Origin of the sequence: Pseudoalteromonas luteoviolacea, from assembly GCF_000814765.1 — a bacterium.
Taxonomy (GTDB): Bacteria; Pseudomonadota; Gammaproteobacteria; order Enterobacterales; family Alteromonadaceae; genus Pseudoalteromonas; species Pseudoalteromonas luteoviolacea_H.
Window position 1 is genome coordinate 442,440 of the sequence record NZ_JWIC01000006.1, and the last position, 22,020, is coordinate 464,459.

A 22,020-nucleotide genomic window follows, 5' to 3' on the forward strand; every position below is an offset into this window, starting at 1 on the left:
AAATGTCCGATACAACACCTCAATATGGCCAACTCGTGAAATTCGATGAGGCCATTTCAAATCTAAAATCAAAAGTACAAATACCAAGTGAGTCATATAAAGATTTACTTGGGCACATACATGCAAGAGCGTTTACTGTTGCCGGTGCAACAAAAACAGAATTGTTAAATGACTTATACAAAGATGTACTTACTGCAATTGAAAATGGTGAGACAATCACTGACTTTAGAGCGCGCTTTGATAAAACCATTGCCAAACATGGTTGGTCATACAATGGAAAACGCGGTTGGCGAACTCAAGTAATTTATCAAAACAATAAAAACACCGCGCGTGCAGCTGGCCGATGGCAACAACAAGAACGGATCAAACATCGTAGACCATATCTTTTATATTTAACTGCAGGTGACTCGCGAGTAAGACCGCAGCATAACGCGTGGAATTACATTCTTTTACCAATTGAACATAATTTCTGGCACACGCATTATCCGCCTAACGGTTGGAACTGTAGATGTAAAGTCGTGAGCTTAAGTGATGCTGACATAAAGCGCATGGGTTTAACTGTAACACCTGATTCCGCTTTGACCTCATATCAAAAACCATTTACCGAAGTTGATCCAAAAACAGGTGAAGAATTAGAGCGATTGCCTGGTATCGACCTCGGTTGGGATTACAATCCTGGTCTTGCATGGTTAGGCGCAGACAAGTCAACAGGCCAAATGCTAGCGAAACTCGATCACCAAATTCGAGAAGTGGCTACGCCAATTTTTAATGCCGCAATTAACGAAGGCCAAAACCATTTTAAATCTCAAGTTGCAAAGGTCGCAGCCAAACAAGCCTTAGGAAAACCTGACTCTGGAACAAAATTAATAATAGGGTACTTGCATCCAAAATTATTCAAATCAGTTTTAGATGTTGCGCCTGAAACAAAAAGCACGCTGGTAGTTATTGATGAAGCAATGCTAAAGACAGCGATTCAAGTTATCGGGTTTGAGCAAACGACCGAGTTAATGAAGTTAGTCCAAGCTCAAACAAATTCTACATTTAACCAGAGTGTTTTGCAGTTCATAGCGAATGGAATTCAGGTCACAATTCAAGTCGACCCAGATATGAACCGGATTGTTGAAGTTAAGCTTCTTGATGTTTAAACCGTATTTAAAGCGGCTTTAAAGTCTTTTTAAAGGGCGTTTAAACGTTTTTAAAAATGGCGATTTTTAGTCTAATTCTAAACGTATTGTGAGCAGGAATGAGCGCAAAATGATATGGAATGAGCGGGTTTTGTCTAAAAACAAATGTATTTTTAATATTTGAGATTTTGGCTCGAAAATTTTAAAGGTCTAGTAACTACGGGGCTTACAGAGGAATCAAAAGTTGAATTTCATGGTTTGGCTAAATCTAGAAATGAACGACCCCTTACAATTCGCACGAATGATGATATTGTCAAACTCTTCAGGTGTAGAGAGTCGCCCTTGAGCGGTGACACTGTAAACCAATTCTTGTGCGCTTGTTGATGTGGGTGTAGCGCCAATGCTACCCGCTGCATATTGTGAATTTTGCTCACGGATTGCGTTGGTGACTTCTTCAACTGTGACTTTCAATTGACTCATGATGTCCGGTCTAAGCCATATACGCATCGCGTAGTCACGCGCACCGAATATCTGTACATTGGTCGTGCCAGGAATACGTTTAATGTTATCCAATATATTCATGGTGACATAATTCGATGTCCATAAACTTGAACGGCTGTTATCAGGCGAGTAGAAAGCGTGAACTTGCAAGAAGCTGGATGAACCTTTGGCAACAACGACACCCTGACGCCTAGTCTCTTCAGGTAATCGGGCTTCGACTTGTTTTACTCTGTTATTGACATCGACAGCTGCTTGGTCAACGTCTGTCCCAATCTCAAAAGTCACTGTGATGGTCGTTGCGCCTGCGCTACTGCTGATTGATTCCATATACATCATGCCTTCAACACCGGTGATGGCATTTTCTATAGGGGCAGCAACAGTCTGCTCTAGTACATCGGCCGATGCACCAGGGTATACTGCGGTAACTTGTACTTGAGGAGGGGATATTTCAGGGTATTGTGCCACAGGTAAAGTTCGCATTGCGGCAAGGCCTGCTAGCACGATCACAATTGAGATCACAAAGGCAAAAATAGGCCTATCAATAAAGTATTTAGAAAACATAGGGCTTATTCTCCTTGAGCCGCTACGTTAACGGGCATGCCGGGGAAAAAAATACGTGCCATGCCTTCAACAATGACGGGTTGATTTGGTTGAAGCCCGGAGCGAATGACCCACATATTTTGACCATTTAATTGTACCCACTCACCGACTTCAACTGGGGCAGGCAAGGCAACCTTCATACCTTGCTCATTCTCAGCAGCAATGTAAACGAATTTACCCGTACCATTATCTAAAACGGCACGTTGAGGCACAACGATGGCGTTGTTTCTAACCGCACCACTGAGCTGCACACGTACAAATTGACCAGGCCTTAATTCACCTTTTGGATTGGCGATACGCGCTTGCAATTCAGAGGTACCAGTAAAGCGGTTGACTCGAACATCTGAGAAATTCACTTTGCCTTGCTCTGAGTATGTTGAGCCATCTTGTAAAATGACAGTGGCGTCAAACTCGTTATTGTTTGGTAGGGTTAATGTACCAAGCTCTACATCTTTTCGCATAGCGAGCTGCTCACGCTCAGAAAATCCGAATCGCGCTCTCATGAAGCTGGTGTCAGTAAGTTCAGTTAACAGCACCGTTGGGCCTGAGATGTAACTGCCTTGAGATTCTCGTTCACGGCCAATAATGCCGGATACAGGCGCTTTAACTTGTGCATATTCAAGGTCAAGCTTGGCTTCGTTTAAAGCAACTTTTGCAGACTCTAAATTAGCAAGTGAGATATCGTAAGCTGAAACGGCATTATCGAAATCGCGCTTAGAGACGGAACGCTCATCTTTAAGTTTTTCTAATCTATCTCTTTCACGCTTCGCTTGTGCCACATTTGCTTGTGCGGCGTGGAGATCAGCTTGTGCTTTTTCAAGTTCTAGTTCAAATGGTTTTAATTCGATGGTGAACAGGGAATGTCCAGCTTTTACGTATTGTCCCTCATCAAAGTTTCTGGATTCAATCAGCCCTGATACTCGAGCACGTATTTCAACTTCTTTGTCGCCAAGAAGTGTCGCTGGTAATTCAATTTTAAACGGTACGCTTTGTGTTGAAACATGAGTCACACTGACTTGAGCAGGTTGCATACCGAATCCTGCTTGTTGCTGTGGAGCTTCTGAGCAAGCACTTAAAATGCCTGCTGTAAAAAGTGCTAAAGAAAGGTGTTTAACTTTGCTTTTGAATGATGCTGGATACATGAACACTCCAAATCCTATTAACTATCGTGCTTCCAAACTGTCGCTGGTATTGCTCATCACAGTTTAGCTTACTACCTTGTATAAATTATTCCACATAGGGTGTTAGTGGGCAGATTGTCCATTTGATACCTTCCTCACACCAAAGTAAAGGTTATAAACTCGACAACCATACAAGTAAACGCTAGTGTATACTTGTTTAATATAAAGGTAAACGATATCGTGTACTTTTTATTTTATAGATAAACGCAACCGTATACTTTTTATTGTCCCGATAATTGGTTAAACTGGTGTTAATTGTTAAAAGTGAGAGAAATAAATGACACAATTGTCAGCCAAACAGCAAGCAATCGTTAGTGCCGCGATAGAACAATTTGCGCTAAATGGGTTGCAGGCCACAACAATGGAGGCGATTTGCCAAAAGGCTGAAGTATCAAAAAGGACTTTATATAAGCACTACCCGAATAAAGAAGCGCTATTTGATGCTGTTGTTAGTTTACTTATTGAAAGAATAGAACCATTAACTGCAATTCAGTTTATTCCGAACTATGACTTTGAAGTGCAATTAAAACACTTAGCGACCAGTGTTGTAAGTTTGCTGTGCGACCCTGACTATATCCGGCTATCCCGTATTGTGATGATTGAGTCAATGCGAAGTGAGACACAAGCACACCGATTAAATGAAAAGTTCAGTCACTGTGAGCAGTCAATGGTAGTGTGGTTTGAAGAAGCATCGAGTGCAGGCTGCCTAGGCGATCATGATGCCCACTTTGCAGCAGCCTTTTTTTGGGGTGGGTTAAAAAGACTCACATTTTGGGAGATGGCCATCAGGTGGCAGCCCCCCGTAGATGATCAACAACTTGAAGCATTTATTGAACAAGCCTGTAAATTGTTTTGTCGTGGTGTTAGTCCACGCCAATAAACCCGCCTGTTTGATGTGCCCAGAGTTTGGCATATATGCCATTTTGACCTAGTAACTCTGTATGTGTGCCTTGCTCTACAATGGCGCCTTTTTCAAGAACGATCAAGCGGTCCATTTGTGCAATAGTCGAGAGTCTATGGGCTATCGCAATGACCGTTTTTTCTTGCATTAGCTCATCTAAACTGGCTTGTATCGCTTGCTCTGACTCAGAGTCGAGGGCCGATGTCGCTTCATCGAGCACCAAAATAGGCGCGTCTTTAAGTAAAACGCGAGCAATGGCAATGCGCTGTCTCTGGCCTCCGGAGAGTTTGACTCCTCGCTCACCAACTTGTGCATCCAGTCCTTGATTACCCTGGCTGTCTTCCAGATCCCATATAAATGAGCTGGCTTGTGCTTTGTTGAGTGCTTCTAGCAGCTCTTCTTCAGTTGCTTCAGGCCTGCCATACAGTACATTATCTCGGATACTGCGATGTAACAATGCGGTATCTTGAGTGACCATCGCAATCTGCTTCCTTAGGCTTTCTTGGGTTACGCGGCTGATATTTTGGTCGTCTATTGAAATATTGCCTTGTTGAATATCGTAAAATCTGAGCAGGAGATTCACAAGCGTTGACTTACCTGAGCCGGAGCGTCCTACAATACCGATTTTCTCTCCGCTCTTTATCTCTAGAGATAATCTATCAAACACTGTGGTCGATAAATTTTTATCCATGCGCTTGTAGGCAAAAGTGACATCTTTAAAGTTGATCCGTCCACTGGTTACGATGAGATCGTTTGCATTGGTTGTGTCGGCGACTTCGATGGATTTTGAGAGTGTATTCATACCATCTACGACGGTCCCAATATTTTCAAACAAGCTGCTAATTTCCCACATAATCCATTGGGACATGCCATTTAATCTTAACGAAAGGCTAATAGCGATGGCAATTTCACCCGCTGAAATCACGTTTTTTGACCAAAGGTATAGGGATAGGCCGGCAATGGAGAAAACCAAAAGGTAATTTAAGACTTGAATACTGACATTTAGGCTCGTGACTAACCGCATTTGTCTATAAACGGGTTGCATAAACACATCCATGCTGCTTTTGGCATATTCTTCTTCTCGTTTGGTGTAAGAGAAAAGTTTCACTGTAGAGATATTGGTATAGCTGTCTACGATGCGTCCTGTCATTTCAGATCGAGCATCGGCTTGCTCTGAAGAAACCTGTTTAAGCCTTGGCAAAAAATAGACTTGCACGCAGATGTAAAAGCATAACCAAATGAATAGCGGAATGAGTAAGCGTATATCACTGCTCCCAATAAGCACCAATGTGGCACTAAAATAGACAACAATATAGACCAATACATCGAGCAGCTTCATGACCGCTTCTCTGATTGCTAAGGAGGTTTGCATTAATTTGGTTGAAATTCTGCCAGCATAGTCATCTTGATAAAATGACATACTTTGTTTGAGCAAGTATTTATGCGCTAGCCAGCGAATTGACATGGGGTAATTCCCGAGCAAACTTTGATGTAAAAATGCGCTATGTACAAAAACTAATATTGGAATTGCTATTACGGTTATTGCAGCCATAGTCATTAAAGTCTGGCTTTTGCTGCTAAAAAGCTGCTCTGGGCTCATGGTTTGCATCCAATCAACCATGGTACCCATAAAACTGAATAAGATGACTTCCAGAGTTGCAAGTGAAGCGGCGCATATTGACATAATGATCAGTGGGTATTCCATGCCACGGCTGTAATGTCGACAAAAAGCATAAAGGGAATTAGGAGGTTGGTTTGCATCTCTTGTGGGAAAAGCATCAGTGAGTTTCTCAAACAACTTATACATTAATACATCCTTTTTTATTCCAACTTGCGCGAATAATTTAGCGCTATTTTTCGAGGTTAGCAGAAAATGAAGGGTATAAGTATGCGTTTATGAGAATAGTATTGATGAGGGTGAAATGACGAAAAGGAGGAACTGTAAAGGTGAGTAGTGACACTCACCTTGAAATACGTGTATTGACGATGCAGTTTAAGCTTGCTCATCCTCTATATCATGTCCATATGTTTTACGCATTATCAGTACGTAAGCATTAGTGAACGCTTGTTCTTGGTATTTTCGTAAACCAGTGTCAGCATAATCAACAGGAACTGGATTGCGCTTTAATTGCTCTTTCACTTCAGTTGCGTTGAGTAAGTGCACCTCGGTGTTTGGAATAAGCTGAAAAGCCGCTTCCATTTTAAACCCTGCAGCACTACCAGCAAACTTTCCCTTGTGTGCTCTTTGACGAATAGCAATGGTGTCGATTTGGTAATCTTCTACCAGTTTTGATACATCAAAGTGAAATTTGCGCATTGCTTCTTGGTCTTGGCCGATGTTTGCCAATGTGAAGCGAGTTTGTCGAATATCCCTAATGTCGAATACGTCGTTCTCTTTTGATAGAAGACAAAGCATCGCTTCGCTACCAGTAATTTCAACACCTAATGTTCTCATTATATTTTCCAATTTATACCTAATGGCAGGGATAATAGCATAGCTTTTTTATTTAATTGTAATTTCTATCGCAATTGCTGCATGATCTGAATATCTTATGTCCTCTTCGTCTCTTTTAGGGTCCAAGTGGCTCGCATAATTGTGATAAGTGAGCGAGTTAACACGAGTATTTGGATCTCTTGGTGAAAACTCCTTCGACGCCAAAATATAATCTAATACGTTACCTTCACCATGGTAGTAATGAGTTGGAGGCTTTACTCCCAGCTCAGGCTGATTGTCTGCAATGGCAAAGCTTTCAAATAACCCAACACTACCCAATTGAGTAGATTCACTAATAATAGGAAATTGCTCTGTCATAAATGACAAAGCAGGGCTGGTTATGTGCGCATTGAAGTCGCCCATTACTAATGTTGCCGAATTTTTCTCTCTTTGTGCTTTTAAGGCGTCGTAATACACAATGGACGCTTCTAAAGAACGAGATATTTGCGACTGCATTGTTCCCACGGTTTGATTGAGCATGACTAAAAAGGGATCTTCTTGGTCTGGATCTCCAAGTAATTGCGCCATTGAATGAATACGCTGAGATTTAAAGTGTACGGCGTAAATTGTTAGCAAACCAAAGCCATCTAGTTCAAAGGTGCACTTGATAGGCGTGCGATTAAATTTAAAGTGCGCGAGGTTATTTAAATATTCCAATAACTCATGACAAGGTTCGAGTGGTTTGCATTGCTTAAATGGTATTTTTGAAGCGATGGCGACCACTGGATTAAATAGCACATTAGAGTAAACGGCATCCGGTTTGGGTGAGTCAACTGTTGCAAAGTAACTTAGGCCCAAGTCCTCGCAAAGTGAGGCTAATACATCAGGGTTGAACACCTCTTGGAATACGATGACTGTTGGGTCAATGTGTTGGATCAGGCCTGTAATGAATTGCGTTTTTGTGGCCCATTGAGTGTCATTATAGGTTTCTTCTGGTTGATAAAAAGCATAAGGAGGCGATGCAAAATTCAAAAGATTGAAAGACGCAAATTTGAAAGTTTTTCGCTGCTCCATAAAAATCCCTCTGCTTTCCATTAATAATGACTATTTAATCTTAGTCTTTTCCTTGCAACTCGTCACGCATCAGGTCACAATAGCCGCAGGATTGAAAGACCCCAGTCAAATTTAGCATATCACTGAATAACCAATGCTTATTCGTAAAAGCGTTGATGGGCAACACTAACACTTAAAATTGATAATAGATACATGTGACGCGGCGTAGGTGTCACCACTGTAAATAGGATTAAAAATGCCAGTAATTACTCTTCCTGACGGCAGTCAGCGTATTTTCGAAAACCCTGTTTCTACTCTTGATGTTGCTAAAGACATCGGCCCTGGTCTTGCAAAAGCGACCATTGCTGGCCGCGTAAATGGCGAGCGTGTAGATGCATGCGACATCATTGAACAAGATGCGAATCTTGAAATTATTACCGCAAAAGATGAAGACGGTTTAGAGATCATTCGTCACTCATGTGCGCACTTAATTGGCCACGCGGTAAAGCAGCTTTTCCCAGAAGCCAAAATGGCGATAGGTCCAACTATCGATAATGGTTTCTATTATGACATCGACATGGAGCATTCATTAACTCAAGAAGACCTTGATGCTATTGAAAAGCGTATGTTGCAGCTAGCTAAAACAAATTATGATGTTGTTAAAAAGAAAGTAAGCTGGCAAGAAGCGAGAGACACGTTTGAATCTCGTGGTGAAACTTACAAGATGGAAATTCTTGACGAAAACGTTGCTAAAGATGATCGTCCAGGCCTATACCATCACGAAGAATACATTGATATGTGTCGCGGTCCTCACGTGCCGAACATGAAGTTCTGTCAACACTTCAAAATTATGAAGGTTGCAGGCGCATATTGGCGTGGTAATGCAGACAACAAAATGCTTCAGCGTATCTACGGTACTGCTTGGGCAGATAAAAAGCAGTTAAAAGCATACCTTAAGCGTTTAGAAGAAGCTGAAAAACGTGACCACCGTAAAATTGGTAAAGCATTAGATTTATGGCACTGGCAAGAAGAAGCGCCAGGCATGGTATTTTGGCACAACGATGGTTGGAGCATCTACCGTGAGCTAGAAGACTTTGTGCGTGAAAAATTGCGTGAATACGACTACGAAGAAGTAAAAGGTCCATTGATGATGGACAGAGGACTTTGGGAAAAGTCTGGTCACTGGGATAAGTATTCAGATGCAATGTTCACGACTGAATCTGAGAAGCGTGAATATGCAATCAAACCAATGAACTGCCCAGGTCACGTACAAATCTTCAATCAAGGCTTGAAATCATACCGTGATTTACCACTGCGTATGGCTGAGTTCGGTTGTTGTCACCGTAATGAGCCGTCAGGCGCTCTACACGGCCTAATGCGTGTCCGTGGATTTACTCAAGATGACGCCCATGTATTCTGTACAGAAGAGCAGATCATGGATGAAGTTTCATCTTGTATTAAAATGGTCTACGATACGTATGAAACATTTGGTTTTGAAAAGATAGTTGTAAAACTGTCTACTCGCCCTGAAAAGCGTATTGGTGAAGACGAAATGTGGGACAAAGCTGAAGCTGCACTTGCTGAAGCGCTTAAGTCTAACGACATTGAGTTTGAATACCTGCCGGGCGAAGGTGCGTTCTATGGACCTAAGATTGAGTTCACACTGTACGATTGCCTAGAGCGAGCTTGGCAATGTGGTACAGTACAGCTAGACTTTGCGTTACCGGGTCGTTTGGGCGCGACATATGTCGCTGAAAACAACGAGCGTAAAACGCCTGTTATGATCCACCGCGCAATTTTAGGTTCGATTGAACGTTTCATCGGTATTTTAACCGAAGAGTATGCTGGTTTCTTCCCAACATGGTTAGCACCAAAACAGGTTGTGATCATGAATATCACGGATAAACAGGCAGATTATGTCCAAGAAGTTGTGCAAAAACTAAATAAACTTGGAATAAGAGCTTGTGCTGACTTGAGAAATGAGAAGATTGGCTTTAAAATTCGCGAGCATACTTTAAAACGTATACCTTATTTACTTGTTGTTGGCGATAAAGAAGTCGAACAACAAGAGCTAGCAGTAAGAACGCGCAAGGGTGAAGACCTTGGCAAATTCTCTGTAGATGATTTTGTTGCTAAAATTAGCGAAGAAATCAAAAACAGAGTTTAATTTTTGAAACCCGTGCGGCAAACATATTTACAACAGTGCCGCACGTTTAATTTTGGATTTTTTGGAGGAACGTACCATTAGAGGCGGCAAAAAAGGGCAAACTACTGCTCAAAAGAATCGTATCAATGATGAAATCACAGCGAAAGAAGTTCGCTTAATCGATGCTGAAGGTGAGCAAGCGGGCATTGTCTCTACGAGAGATGCGCTAGCGCAAGCAGAAAACGCAGGTTTAGACCTTGTTGAAATCAGTCCAAACGCTGAGCCACCAGTGGCTAAGGTAATGGACTATGGTAAGTTCGTTTTTGAAAAAGCAAAATTACAAAAAGAACAGAAGAAAAAGCAAAAACAGATCCAGGTTAAAGAGATTAAATTCCGCCCTGGTACTGACGAAGGTGACTATCAAGTTAAACTTCGTAACTTGCGCAAGTTCTTAGAAGGTGGCGACAAGGCGAAAATCACCATCCGTTTCCGTGGTCGTGAAATGGCTCACCAAGAAATCGCAATCAGCATGCTTAACCGCTTAAAAGCAGATTTGGAAGAGATCGCTCAAGTTGAGTCTTTCCCGAATCGTGTTGAAGGTCGTCAGATGGTTATGATGATGGCACCTATTGCAAAAAAAGCATAAGTCAGGCATAATTCGCGCCGATTTTTGAAAGAATTTAACACAGGTATTGAAAGTACTCAGGTTTTTAATCTGAAGTCACCTGTGTTGACCGGTAGTAAGTAAGCTGTTTGTTTACATTCAGCTTCGCCGGAATAGGGTGTAAGTTGGGCCTTAAAAGTGATGTTCGCATCCGCCTACTTACATATATTAAACGCAATATCATTTGGAGTTATTGCAATGGCTTACAAGCTAAAAACACACAGAGGTGCTGCAAAGCGCTTCAAAAAGACTGCTTCAGGCGGTTACAAGCGTAAACAGTCGCATCTTCGTCACATTCTGACTAAGAAGTCATCTAAGCGTAAACTACACCTACGTGCTAAGTCTATGGTTCATAAGAATGACCTAGGCCTTATCGATCGTATGTTACCATTCGCTTAATAGAGGATATCAGAAATGGCAAGAGTTAAACGCGGTGTTATCGCACGTGCACGTCACAAAAAAGTATTAAAGCAAGCTAAAGGTTACTACGGAGCACGTTCACGTGTTTACCGCGTAGCGTTCCAAGCTGTAACTAAAGCTGGTCAATATGCATACCGTGACCGTCGCGCTAAGAAACGTACTTTCCGTCAACTATGGATTGCACGTATCAATGCTGCAGCACGTCAAAACGGCCTATCTTACAGCCGCTTCATTAACGGCCTTAAAAAGTCGTCAATTGAAATCGATCGTAAGATCCTAGCTGATATCGCAGTATATGACCAAGTAGCTTTCACTGCTCTAGTAGAGAAAGCAAAAGAAGGTCTTGCAGCTTAATTTATTAATTAAGTATAGCGATGTTTAAAAGGAGCCTGTGGCTCCTTTTTTAGTGTTTACCTATTCAGTTCAGTCTGTCCCACAGGCTTGGTTTTCTTCACGCTATCATCAGCGATTCTTTAGTAATAATTTGTCTAACCAGCGTGAACTTAAAATGCGTTTTAAGTAACCCATCAAATAAGTTGGAAACGTCACATAATATCTCGCTTTTGCTTTTGGCGACTCAATTGCATGTAGAAGTTTGTCGTAGACCGCTTCTGGGCCGAGCGTGAATTTCTGCGGCGCTGTTTGGGCTTTGAGCCTAGTTAATTGTGCTTGATATTCATCTTTATGATAACTGGATTCAATATCGATATGTTGTTCAAATGCTTGGCGAGCATTTTTTCTAAAATCAGATAAAATTGGTCCTGGCTCAATGAGACTAATTTGTACATTGGTGTCTGAAAGCTCCATTCTGAGCGTGTCAGTAAGTCCTTCGAGTGCAAATTTGCTGGCGTTGTATGCACCGCGATAAGGCAATGCCACTAAGCCAAGAACAGAAGAGTTTTGAATGATTCTACCTTGCCCTTGCGCTCTCATATGTGCGACAGCAAGACGGGTTAGGGTATGCCATCCAAAAAAATTAACTTCAAATTGTTGTCTTAGCACATCCGTTGGTAAGTCTTCGACCGCGCCGGGTTGACCATATGCGCCGTTATTAAAGAGCACATCGAGTTTTCCGTCACATAAGTCAAGTGCTTGTTGGAAACCTTGGTTTATTGACGTCTCGTCTGATAAGTCGAGCAAGATACAAGGAATCCCGAGTTGTTCAAAGTGCGAGAGGTGCTTTGAGTTTCTCACTGAGGCGATAACCTTGTACCCGGATTTATACAGTGTTTCTGCACAATACAAACCTATGCCTGTAGAGCACCCTGTGATTAAAATACTTTTACTCATTGGTTTTGTTAAACTTTCCTTAAGTTGACCGCGAATTAGTGCGTTTAACTGTGAATTTTTGTTGAATCACCGCACATTGTAAGCTGTTAAATAAAATATTGATATAATCATCTTTATACAAAAAAGACACAAAGAATGTTTATGAGTTTAGGTATTGTTCTGCTTTCCGCAACGCTTAATTTGAATAGTCATCTCCCTCCATTGCAACTTTGGCAAGGTCAAAGTGAGGCTTTGATGCAGCAAGAGGGACCTCTGACAACAGACTTTGAGTTAAGCGGTGGATTAGAGTCCCCGAATTACGAGCAAACAAATGCGTTTTTAAAGCGCTTAGTCGCCTCTAATCCAACGCAGTTCCAGTCGGTCAAGATTGGTGTGAGTGATCAGGGAAGAGACATTAATATGCTATTAGCTGTTGAAGATAGTCAATTTTCTCCAGCGATGATGAAAAATAATAATAAACCGACACTGCTGATCCAAGCGGGTATTCACGCTGGAGAAATTGACGGTAAAGATGCCATGTTTATGTTGCTAAGAGATATTGCTACAGGAAAGCGCCGCGATATCTTAAGTAAAGTGAATATTTTGTTTATTCCAATACTGAACGTAGATGGTCACGAGAGAAGCAGTGAATTTAATCGTATAAATCAACGTGGCCCCGTGACCATGGGCTTCAGAACAAACGCAAAGAATCTAAATTTAAACCGCGATTACACAAAATTAGACACACCAGGTGTGCGTTCGGTGTTAAAAGTCATTAATGATTATGCCCCAGCGTTGTACGTAGATGTTCACGTCACTGATGGCGCGGATTATCAGTATGACGTGACCTATGGCTTCAATCCTAGTTTTGCGAGTGAATCTCCAGCAATATCGAAAGTACTAGAAGAGCAATTTACGCCAATCATTGACACAAAGCTGGCAAAAAGTGGACATATACCTGGTCCGCTTGTATTTGTAATGGATAAACGTGATCTTGAGAAAGGTCTTGCTGGCTGGGTAGCATCGCCAAGATTTTCAAATGGTTGGGGTGATATCAAAGGGTTGCCAACTATTTTAGTTGAAAACCACTCATTGAAGCCTTATAAACAGCGTGTACTAGGTACCTATGTATTTATTGATGGTGTGATTGATGCGCTTGCGCAGCAGCATAAAGCATTACACAGCGCCGTGGAAGCTGAAAAACAGTCTCACCCTAAAGAACTTGTTGTCTCAAGGTCTTACAGTCAACAGCCTGATTATATACCTTTCAAAGGCATTAAGTATAAAAGCTTTGAAAGCGCTTTATCAGGGCATAAAGAAGTAAAATACCTCGGTGAGCCAATCAATTATGAGAAATTGCCCGTATTTTGGCAGAAGGATGTTAAAACGATTGTGCAAGTCCCGGAAGCGTTTTACATTCCACCACAATATGCTTATTTAGTTGATAAACTAAAGCTACATGGTGTAGAAGTTGAGGTACTACCAGCAGGGACGTCTCTAGTAGGTCTAACCCAGCTCACGGTCGATGATCATAGTTTTGCTCACACACCATTTGAGGGACGATTTAGAGTAGATGCGACATTCAAATCTAACCTGTTAAATGAAGAAGTTTCTCTTTCAGGATGGACTAAAGTTTCGACAAAACAAGCGTACTCTGAACTTGTAACACACTTACTTCATCCAGTAGCGCCTGACTCATTTTTTGCATGGGGAGACTTCCATAGTATTTTCCAGCGTACAGAATATGTTGAAAATTATGCACTTGAGCCATATGCTAGGAAAATGTTAAAAGAGAGTCCTAAGCTTGCTTTGGCATTTGATAAAAAGATCCGCGAAGATAAAAAGTTTGCTAAAAGCGATAAACAAAGGCTTGAATGGTTGTATGAAAAAACACCATACTACGATAAAGCATATTTAAAGTATCCGATTTTAATGTCGTATACGGGGCAGTAACATGAAAGTTTTAACAATACCGGTAACGCCGTTTATGCAAAACTGTCGAGTTATCGCTTGCGAGTCTACAGGAAAAGCTGCCATAGTAGATCCCGGTGGCGATGCCGACAAGATTATTGCAGCTGTTAAGCAATACAACCTTGATGTAGATCTGGTTTTGCTCACACATGGTCACTTGGATCATGTGGGTGTCAGTGAGGAGCTTGCCAAACAGTTTAATGTAGACATTGTTGGACCTCACATTGATGACACGTTTTGGTTGGAGGGGTTACCTATGCAGGCGCAAATGTTTGGTTTTGCACCGCATGAACCATTTTTTCCCCAACGTTGGTTGAATGGAGGGGATATTGTTGAGCTTGGAGAGCTAAGCTTACAAGTGAGACATTGTCCAGGTCACACTCCTGGGCATGTTGTTTTTTATGAACCTGCAAGTGCGACAGTACTGGTTGGTGATGTGCTGTTTAAAGGTTCGGTGGGGCGTACTGATTTTCCTAAAGGAGATGCCTCACAACTTAAGCACGCTATTAAAACACAGCTTTTTACCTTGGATGATGAAACTCGGGTATTGAGTGGTCACGGAGAAGATACCACAATAGGGTACGAGAAGCGTAATAACCCATTTATGAGCGGTCGCTTTGGGTAACGCTACGTGAATAGCGTAAAATTTAACATTAAAATATAAAGAAAAATATGTCATTAAATCAAGTTGATCGTCAGATACTAGCGTTGTTACAGCAAGATGCAAGTTTGTCTACTGCAGAAATTGCAGACAAAGTAGGATTATCACAATCTCCTTGTTGGAGACGCATCGCTAAATTGGAGCAAGATGGGTTTATCAAAGGGAAAGTTGCGCTTCTAGACGAAAAGCAACTTGGCTTCGATATGTTAGTGTATGCTCATGTGAAATTGTCAAACCATGGCCGTAGTAACCTTGCAGAATTTGAAAAGTTGATTATGAGCTATGATGAGGTTACTGAGTGTTACACTATGGCCGGCACTATGGACTTTATGCTTAGGATAGTTTCAAAAGGCATAGAAGGATATGAGCTATTTGTTCGTGATAATTTATTAAACCTAGAATATGTACAAGAAGTTCACTCTAATGTGACCATGACATGCGTTAAGCGTTCAACTGCCTTACCAATTATATAGTGTCATACAGACATCTCAATTTAACACTATAATGTATCATGTTTGTTAAAAGCGCTGGATTTTGATAGGATCCAGCGCTTTTCTGTCGTAGTAAAAACACTTGGGGATATAAATGTTTAATCTTATAGGCAAAGCGCCAAGCTCTGCTAAGAACGACGTGCTTTCTGGTTTAACTGTTGCATTAGCATTGGTACCAGAAGCGGTCGCATTCGCATTTGTTGCACAAGTCGACCCATTGGTTGGCTTGTATGCAGCATTTATCGTTGGATTGATCACGTCTATTTTTGGTGGTCGTCCAGGAATGATTTCAGGTGCAACTGGTGCACTTGCAGTAGTTATGGTAAGCCTTGTGGTTGAACATGGCGTTGAATACCTCTTCGCCACTGTATTATTGATGGGTATTTTGCAGATATTAGCGGGTATATTTAAGCTTGGTAAGTTTATCCGAATGGTCCCGCATCCTGTTATGCTTGGCTTTGTTAATGGTTTGGCTATTGTTATTTTCTTAGCGCAATTAGGTCAATTTAAAGTCATGGATGAGTCAGGCACACTTCAGTGGATGCAGGGATCTGAGCTTTATATTATGGCGGGTTTGGTTGCTTTAACTATGGCAATTATTCATTTCCTGCCAAAGCTGACAACGGCTGTTCCATCAAGCTTGGCAGCTATCCTAGTGGTGACGGGTATTGTAATTGGTTTTGATTTAGATGCGCGCAATGTACTAGATTACCTAAAAGACATGAGCGGTAATGCAGATGCAACAATTGCTGGTGGTTTCCCTGCTTTCCATATCCCTGATGTACCATGGAACCTTGAAACACTTAAAATTATCTTCCCATATGCACTTATCTTGGCTGCTATTGGCTTAATTGAATCGCTACTAACATTAACACTGATTGACGAAATCACAGAAACTCGTGGTAATAGTAACCGTGAGTGTGTTGGTCAAGGTGCTGCAAACGTAACATGTGGTGTGTTTGGTGCGATGGGCGGTTGTGCGATGATTGGTCAATCTATGATTAACATTAACTCAGGTGGTCGTAGCCGATTATCGGGTATTACTGCGGCTTTGTTATTACTTGGTTTCATTTTATTTGCGGCAAGTTTAATCGAGATGATCCCACTTGCGGCACTTGTCGGTGTGATGTTTATGGTTGTACTTGGCACATTTGAATGGTCTAGCTTCCGTTTAATGAAGCGTATTCCAAAGAGTGATGCGTTTGTCATTGTATTGGTATCTGGTGTGACTGTGATCACAGACCTTGCAATTGCAGTTTGCGTGGGTGTGATTGTCTCAGCGCTTGTATTTGCTTGGGAGCACGCAAAGCACATTTACACAAATAACTACATTGATGATGAAGGCTCTAAAGTATACGAGTTACACGGTCCATTATTTTTCGGTTCAGTTAAAAACTTCGCAGAATTGTTTGACGTTGCAAACGATCCTGACGATGTGATTGTTGAATTCAAGCATAGCCGTGTTGCGGATCACAGTGCTATTGAAGCCATTGATGCGCTAGCTGAAAAATACACTAAAGCAGGAAAAAAACTTCACTTACGTCACTTAAGTGAGGACTGCAAGCAGCTACTTGATAACGCATCAGACTTAGTTGAAATCAACGTAATTGAAGACCCTAAATACAAGGTGGCTTCAGACAAGCTAGCCTAAGTATTAATGAATTAGACAAGCCCGCTCGATGCGGGCTTTTTTTGTTATCAAGTTACTATCTCGGTATTTTATTCATTAGGTGGCTGTTACCAATTCACGTATACATGTTTGAAGCAATGATCTACAGTAGCGTGTAATTAAATATTAAAAGCGCACACTATGAAAACAAAACTTGTACTCTCCATAATTGCTATAACATGCTGGCTTAGTGGCAGTGCCCTTGCTGATAGTAATACAGTGACGGTAAAAACTTTAACAAAAACGTCGCAAAGCTGGGATGGTACACCTTTACCATCATACCCTCTAGGTAAGCCGGAAATTACATTGCTAGATATTCATATACCAGCAGGTACTGAGCTGCCGGTGCACCTGCACCCAGTCATTAACGCCGGGGTTGTGTTATCGGGTGAGTTACATGTTACTAAGCAAAGTGGTGAACAGCTCATTCTAAAATCAGGAGAGCCTATTGTTGAGCTTGTAAATCAGTGGCATAAGGGTAAGGCTGTCGGTACAGAAGATGTACGTATCATCGTGTTCTATGCTGGTGAGCAGGGCAAAGATATTACGGTGAAAAAACACTAACTACATATAGTTTAAAAAAGCCAAGCACTTATACCATTGATAAGTGCTGTGTGTGCTCAACCAAATACTCATATAGTGCACGTATTTTAGCATTTTGCTTGAGATCTTTGTGGTAGGTATACCAGAGTGCGCCAACGTTCTCTGTACAAAGGAGCGGGCAGTCATCCAATCTTACTAAATTTGAATGTTTAATGGCGTCATTCTCAGATAGCGGACCTATGCCCATACCGCTGACAACAGCCGATTGTATATCCGAAAATTGATTGCTGGTGTACACAATGCTGTCGTTTTTTAGGTGTTTGATCACTTGGTTGATAAACGGAATATGGTGCTTTGAACTATCGGGCATTAGCCAATGGAATTGATTAAACTCATCTTCGTTTTGCGGTAAGCCATATACTGTCATATATTCTTTTGATGCAAAGTAAGACATTTTTAATGAGATCACATGTTTTGCAATTAAATCAGGCTCTTTTGGCTCAGGGCCTGCCCGTAATGACACATGAATATTGCCACTTTGGGGTGGGATCACTTCATCGGTGGCCAGTAACTCTATCCTGACTTTTGGGTATTGCTTTCTAAACTGTTGCATTGCTGGTGCTAACAGGGGAGAGTATGAAGTCACGGTTGTGATGCGAATTTTACCACTAAAATCTTGTTGAATGCTCTGGAGTTTGTCTTCTAAAGCGATAAACTGAGTCTCAAGATCTTCGAGCGTTTCACTCATTATTTGGCCTGCATCAGTAAGCTGATATCCTCTTTGATGGCGGATAAACAAAGTTACATTGAGTGCGTCTTCCAAGCGATTGATATGTCGCAATACGGTGGTATGGTTACATTTTAAGATAGTCGCAGCCTTTGCAAGTGAGCCTGCTTTAGCAACTGTATGGGCAACTTTAAAATCGTCCCAATTCAATTTCTGCATAAATATAATATTTTTCACTTCGTCTAGAACCTGAGTATATATTTTTTTGCACAATAGTTCTTTATTTTGTGCACTACTCAATATCACTTAGGCACGGTAACCTAGTCTCAGTTTTTCAAAGGTGTGGTTTGTATATGCTAAAAAATAGCGATCAGGGTTATGGTTTGGTAAGCATCGCGGTGCATTGGCTCATGGCCATGGCCATCTTTTTCATGTTTGGTCTTGGGTTGTACATGGTGGAGCTAACCTATTATGACGCTTGGTATAAAGGGTCATTAGATTTACATAAATCACTGGGCATTATATTGATGGGGGGTGGCTATTTAGATTGGCGTGGCGACAGCTGAATACAAAACCAAAAGCATTACCAGGACCTAAGTTAGAACAGATTACTGCGAGGGTAGGGCATCAGCTTTTATATATTTTAATGTTGCTTCTTTTACTCAGTGGTTACTTTATCTCAACCGCAGACGGCAGGCCGATAAGCGTTTTTGAATTGTTTGAAATCCCAGCGTTGCCTTGGTCCTTTGACAACCAAGAAGACATCGTGGGTGACATACATTTTTGGCTTGCATGGAGCTTAATCGGGTTTGTGGCAGTGCACATGTTAGCAGCACTGAAACATCAATTTGTTAATAAAGACGGCGGCTTAAGTCGTATTTTAAAAGTATCAAAACAACGTATTTTAAATGATAAATAGAATATTTAAGGGCAAATTATGAAAAAGGGTATCGTGAGTGCGCTGTTAGCGACAGGTCTACTTATGGCTGGAACAGCGAATGCTGCTGAGTACAAAGTAGATAAGGCTGGTGCACATGCATTCATCAACTTTAAAATTAAGCACCTTGGTTACAGTTGGCTAACAGGCCGATTTAATGACTTTGATGGCCAATTTAGCTATGACAAAAGCAAGCCCAATGAGTCTAAAATCGATATAGTGATCAACACAGCGAGTATTGACTCAAACCATGCTGAGCGTGATAAGCACCTACGTGGTAAAGACTTTTTAAACGTGAAAAAATTCCCACAAGCAACGTTTGAAAGTACCAAGTATGAGCAACTAAACGACAAAGAAGCTAAGCTTACAGGCTTGCTAGAGCTGAACGGTGTCAAAAGAACCATTACATTCCCAGTTGAAAAAATTGGCGAAGGGCAAGACCCTTGGGGTGGCTACCGTGTTGGTTTTTCTGGCGAAACATCTTTAAAATTGAAAGACTTTGGTATCGACTATAACTTAGGTCCGGCATCAACACATGTCACGCTTGAATTACATATTGAAGGTATTCGCCTTTAAATCTAAAGTAAGCTAATTGGTTAAATTAGGTCTGTTGATTTAGGCGAGTAGTTACAATTCAGTACCAAGAATGATAAAGCCTCAGAAAAACTGGGGCTTTTTTGTGTGTATTCGCAGAGGGGATGGGGTTTAATAATCAATTGTTTATTTATGCAATTGTGTCGCTCGAACAAGTCAACTCGTCGTTTTTTAGGCCACTCTGGCAATAACGTTGTGATTTTTGATGTGTATTTGGATTTACCTTTTAAAACCTTTGTGCTGCTTATTTGACCGTAATTAGTATAAAAAAGGTGAGCTCATAATAAGTTCCAAATAAGTTTGCGTTTTTAAAGTATGCCTGTCCAGATTCTTGAATAATGACGGCTCACAGAGAGGAGCCCTAAGTTGTAAAGTTAGCTAGCTGAAAAGTTGAATTTATTTTGTTGCTCATAAATATATTCTATGAATTTTATATTTGTTACAGTGGGGCGGGGTGAAATGTTAATTTCTATAAATTAATATTTATGTTTTTAGCTTCATGGTATTAAATGAGTTTGCTTTATTTGGTTTTTTCTGGCTTTTAAAGTTATATATTAAAATGTTAGTGTTTGTTTTACATTTGTTTCTAGGTTGGATAAAATAATTTAAATTAAAGCCTATGGCTTTTACGTTTTAATAAATATATTTTCTATAAAAAAATTGAAGTAGGGCCTGGAAGCATGTTTGCAAGGTTATTAACAATAACAACAGCACTCGTATCGTTAAGTGGTTGCGTATCTCACGTATATCAGCCATACAATCTTTTAAGTGGAGGCTTTTCGGAAAAGAAAGTGAGTGAGAAGCACTATTCAGTTCAATATAAAGGGAATTCGAATTTAAAGCTCCAGAAGACACTCGATTTTACTTTGTTGCGTGCCGCAGTTATAGCGCATAAATCAGGTGCGCCAAGCTTTATGTCTAGTCAAGTCAATGCAAAAACGACTTATGTCCATGGTCAATATGGCACCTCAGAAATCACAGATGCAACTGTCGACATTGAGTTATTGAATTACAATGTTCGTTCGTCTAAATCAGGTTGTTGGATAAAGCCTCCTAAAAAAGAACAAAACCAAAGATATCCCAGATTTATACATGATACGGCTTCATGTATTGAAGAGTTGAAAGAAAAGCTAGATTTGACCGATGATCAAATTTACAGGGAGAGTCAAAGCTGAGCTTTAAAGTAATAAAGTAATAAAGTAATAAAGTAATAAAGTAATAAAGTAATAAAGTAATAAAGTAATAAAGTAATGTGAAACAGGCACAATTTATTTTAAGGAGAGAAATTTGAGATTTTCAGAAAAGGAAATGATTAGTGCGTTAATTGAATTAAAGGAAAATGAAAAAACCTGTCTATGGCTTTTGTGCTGCATTTTTTTCTTTGATCCAGCTGTTTCTATGTATTTTTTATTTGCAGAAATTGGAGGTGCACTTTTTATAATGCTAGCAATTCCTCCTGCTGTGGTTGGCTTTGCTGCTAGATTTGTTGGTCGTAGTTACAAGCTAAAGCATCGTTTACCTGTTGGGTGTCTCGGTGCCTTAGTTCATTTGGTAGGTTGTTACCTCCTAAGCTTTAACCCATTTATCTACCTAATGGCACCTGTAGCGTTTGTTATTTCTGCTAGTGTTGCAAAGGTTAAACTTGAAAGAGTTCATATTTGGGCATTAGATCAAGAAGAACTGGGAAAAATTAATACGAATAAACCGCTAAACTAGAATAAAAGTAAATAAGATCGTTGCCCGAATTCAACATGCAAGTGCACCACATATAAAAACAAGATAGAAATAAGGCACTTCTCAGATTTTGCTAATGAAATGTGCGGCCAATTACATTTTAGGAGTTAAGAAATGTCTTATGAACATCTGAACAGCTTTGAACGAAAGGCAATCTTTTATTGCTATTAAAAAGTAATATGGGACAGACACAAATTGTTTGCTTAAACCAAGTTACTTAACCATTGTTTAAATATCCAGTTTTAACTTTTTGAATAAAGGAATGACCAGAGAAAGAAAAGCACTTATCGATTTGTCGTCAACGTCTTATTACCCCTTAATAGCACGGTGTGTACGCCGTGCTTTTTTGTGTGGAGAGGATAAAAAATGTAAAGAGGATGGAAAAGAGTATGGATGAAAA

At 40.7% G+C, this 22,020-nt stretch carries 20 protein-coding genes and 2 pseudogenes; 15 read left to right on the plus strand and 7 right to left on the minus strand.

Annotated elements, in window-relative coordinates:
• The first annotated feature begins 2 nt into the window (after positions 1 to 2).
• Positions 3 to 1,145, plus strand: a complete 1,143-nt coding sequence (locus JF50_RS13385; protein ID WP_052262289.1) for a phage minor head protein — start codon at positions 3 to 5, stop codon at positions 1,143 to 1,145.
• A 258-nt stretch (positions 1,146 to 1,403) separates the two neighbouring features.
• Here JF50_RS13385 and JF50_RS13390 read toward each other — a convergent pair.
• Together JF50_RS13390 and JF50_RS13395 are read right to left on the minus strand one after the other, a co-directional pair.
• Positions 1,404 to 2,186: pseudogene (locus tag JF50_RS13390) on the minus strand (efflux RND transporter permease subunit); the annotation flags it as partial.
• A 5-nt stretch (positions 2,187 to 2,191) separates the two neighbouring features.
• The gene (locus JF50_RS13395; protein WP_039609947.1) at positions 2,192 to 3,367 is read right to left on the minus strand and encodes an efflux RND transporter periplasmic adaptor subunit; all 1,176 of its coding nucleotides are present in this window, start codon (positions 3,365 to 3,367) and stop codon (positions 2,192 to 2,194) included.
• Positions 3,368 to 3,683: 316 nt separating this feature from the next.
• On the opposite strand from JF50_RS13395, the gene JF50_RS13400 reads away from it, so the two are divergent.
• Positions 3,684 to 4,286: a TetR/AcrR family transcriptional regulator gene (locus tag JF50_RS13400; RefSeq protein ID WP_039609948.1), complete on the plus strand. Its 603-nt coding sequence runs from the start codon at positions 3,684 to 3,686 to the stop codon at positions 4,284 to 4,286.
• On the opposite strand, the gene JF50_RS13405 is transcribed toward JF50_RS13400, so the two are convergent.
• The 3 genes from JF50_RS13405 to JF50_RS13415 all read right to left on the minus strand — a co-directional run bounded on the left by JF50_RS13405 (position 4,270) and on the right by JF50_RS13415 (position 7,815).
• Positions 4,270 to 6,114, minus strand: a complete 1,845-nt coding sequence (locus tag JF50_RS13405; RefSeq protein WP_039609949.1) for an ABC transporter ATP-binding protein — start codon at positions 6,112 to 6,114, stop codon at positions 4,270 to 4,272. The two genes, JF50_RS13400 and JF50_RS13405, sit on opposite strands and share 17 nt — an antisense overlap.
• A gap of 186 nt (positions 6,115 to 6,300) precedes the next feature.
• Positions 6,301 to 6,762, minus strand: coding sequence for a DUF3010 family protein (locus tag JF50_RS13410; RefSeq protein WP_039609950.1), 462 nt, complete (start codon positions 6,760 to 6,762; stop codon positions 6,301 to 6,303).
• Positions 6,763 to 6,810: 48 nt separating this feature from the next.
• Entirely contained in the window at positions 6,811 to 7,815 is a 1,005-nt protein-coding gene (locus JF50_RS13415; RefSeq protein ID WP_039610174.1) for an endonuclease/exonuclease/phosphatase family protein, read from the minus strand.
• Between the two features lie 235 nt (positions 7,816 to 8,050).
• Between JF50_RS13415 and thrS the strand changes: the two genes are divergently transcribed.
• The 4 genes from thrS (at position 8,051) to rplT (ending at position 11,378) form a co-directional block, all read left to right on the plus strand.
• Entirely contained in the window at positions 8,051 to 9,961 is a 1,911-nt protein-coding gene (gene thrS, locus JF50_RS13420; protein WP_039609951.1) for a threonine--tRNA ligase, read from the plus strand.
• A 61-nt stretch (positions 9,962 to 10,022) separates the two neighbouring features.
• Positions 10,023 to 10,586, plus strand: coding sequence for a translation initiation factor IF-3 (gene infC / locus JF50_RS13425; RefSeq protein ID WP_080760236.1), 564 nt, complete (start codon positions 10,023 to 10,025; stop codon positions 10,584 to 10,586).
• Between the two features lie 216 nt (positions 10,587 to 10,802).
• Positions 10,803 to 11,003, plus strand: a complete 201-nt coding sequence (rpmI, locus tag JF50_RS13430) for a 50S ribosomal protein L35 (protein WP_023398350.1) — start codon at positions 10,803 to 10,805, stop codon at positions 11,001 to 11,003.
• A 15-nt stretch (positions 11,004 to 11,018) separates the two neighbouring features.
• Complete coding sequence (gene rplT, locus JF50_RS13435; protein ID WP_023398349.1) at positions 11,019 to 11,378, plus strand: 50S ribosomal protein L20; 360 nt, start codon at positions 11,019 to 11,021, stop codon at positions 11,376 to 11,378.
• Positions 11,379 to 11,486: 108 nt separating this feature from the next.
• Here the strand turns inward: rplT and JF50_RS13440 are convergent, their stop codons facing one another.
• On the minus strand, positions 11,487 to 12,314 hold the full coding sequence (locus JF50_RS13440; RefSeq protein WP_039609952.1) for an SDR family oxidoreductase: 828 nt from the start codon (positions 12,312 to 12,314) through the stop codon (positions 11,487 to 11,489).
• Positions 12,315 to 12,455: 141 nt separating this feature from the next.
• Here JF50_RS13440 and JF50_RS13445 point away from each other — a divergent pair, with 141 nt between their 5' ends.
• From JF50_RS13445 to JF50_RS13465, 5 genes are all read left to right on the plus strand, one after another.
• Positions 12,456 to 14,246 (plus strand): M14 family metallopeptidase, encoded by a 1,791-nt coding sequence (locus tag JF50_RS13445; RefSeq protein WP_419177509.1) that lies wholly within the window; start codon positions 12,456 to 12,458, stop codon positions 14,244 to 14,246.
• A gap of 1 nt (position 14,247) precedes the next feature.
• On the plus strand, positions 14,248 to 14,889 hold the full coding sequence (locus JF50_RS13450; protein WP_039609954.1) for an MBL fold metallo-hydrolase: 642 nt from the start codon (positions 14,248 to 14,250) through the stop codon (positions 14,887 to 14,889).
• Positions 14,890 to 14,936: 47 nt separating this feature from the next.
• The gene (locus JF50_RS13455; RefSeq protein ID WP_023398345.1) at positions 14,937 to 15,398 is read left to right on the plus strand and encodes an Lrp/AsnC family transcriptional regulator; all 462 of its coding nucleotides are present in this window, start codon (positions 14,937 to 14,939) and stop codon (positions 15,396 to 15,398) included.
• A gap of 112 nt (positions 15,399 to 15,510) precedes the next feature.
• Positions 15,511 to 17,067: a SulP family inorganic anion transporter gene (locus JF50_RS13460; protein ID WP_039609955.1), complete on the plus strand. Its 1,557-nt coding sequence runs from the start codon at positions 15,511 to 15,513 to the stop codon at positions 17,065 to 17,067.
• 159 nt (positions 17,068 to 17,226) lie between these two features.
• Positions 17,227 to 17,649: a cupin domain-containing protein gene (locus tag JF50_RS13465; RefSeq protein WP_039609956.1), complete on the plus strand. Its 423-nt coding sequence runs from the start codon at positions 17,227 to 17,229 to the stop codon at positions 17,647 to 17,649.
• Between the two features lie 28 nt (positions 17,650 to 17,677).
• Here JF50_RS13465 and JF50_RS13470 read toward each other — a convergent pair whose 3' ends face one another.
• Positions 17,678 to 18,574 (minus strand): LysR family transcriptional regulator, encoded by an 897-nt coding sequence (locus JF50_RS13470; RefSeq protein ID WP_039610176.1) that lies wholly within the window; start codon positions 18,572 to 18,574, stop codon positions 17,678 to 17,680.
• A 134-nt stretch (positions 18,575 to 18,708) separates the two neighbouring features.
• Here JF50_RS13470 and JF50_RS13475 point away from each other — a divergent pair.
• From JF50_RS13475 to JF50_RS13490, 4 genes and pseudogenes are all read left to right on the plus strand, one after another.
• Positions 18,709 to 19,274 (plus strand): annotated as a pseudogene (locus tag JF50_RS13475) (cytochrome b).
• Positions 19,275 to 19,292: 18 nt separating this feature from the next.
• Complete coding sequence (locus JF50_RS13480; RefSeq protein WP_039609957.1) at positions 19,293 to 19,868, plus strand: YceI family protein; 576 nt, start codon at positions 19,293 to 19,295, stop codon at positions 19,866 to 19,868.
• Positions 19,869 to 20,566: 698 nt separating this feature from the next.
• On the plus strand, positions 20,567 to 21,061 hold the full coding sequence (locus JF50_RS13485) for a CC0125/CC1285 family lipoprotein (protein WP_039609958.1): 495 nt from the start codon (positions 20,567 to 20,569) through the stop codon (positions 21,059 to 21,061).
• Between the two features lie 112 nt (positions 21,062 to 21,173).
• Positions 21,174 to 21,602 carry a hypothetical protein gene (locus JF50_RS13490; RefSeq protein ID WP_152614540.1) on the plus strand — a complete coding sequence of 143 codons (429 nt, stop codon included), beginning with the start codon at positions 21,174 to 21,176 and terminating at the stop codon, positions 21,600 to 21,602.
• The last annotated feature ends 418 nt before the right edge of the window (positions 21,603 to 22,020 follow it).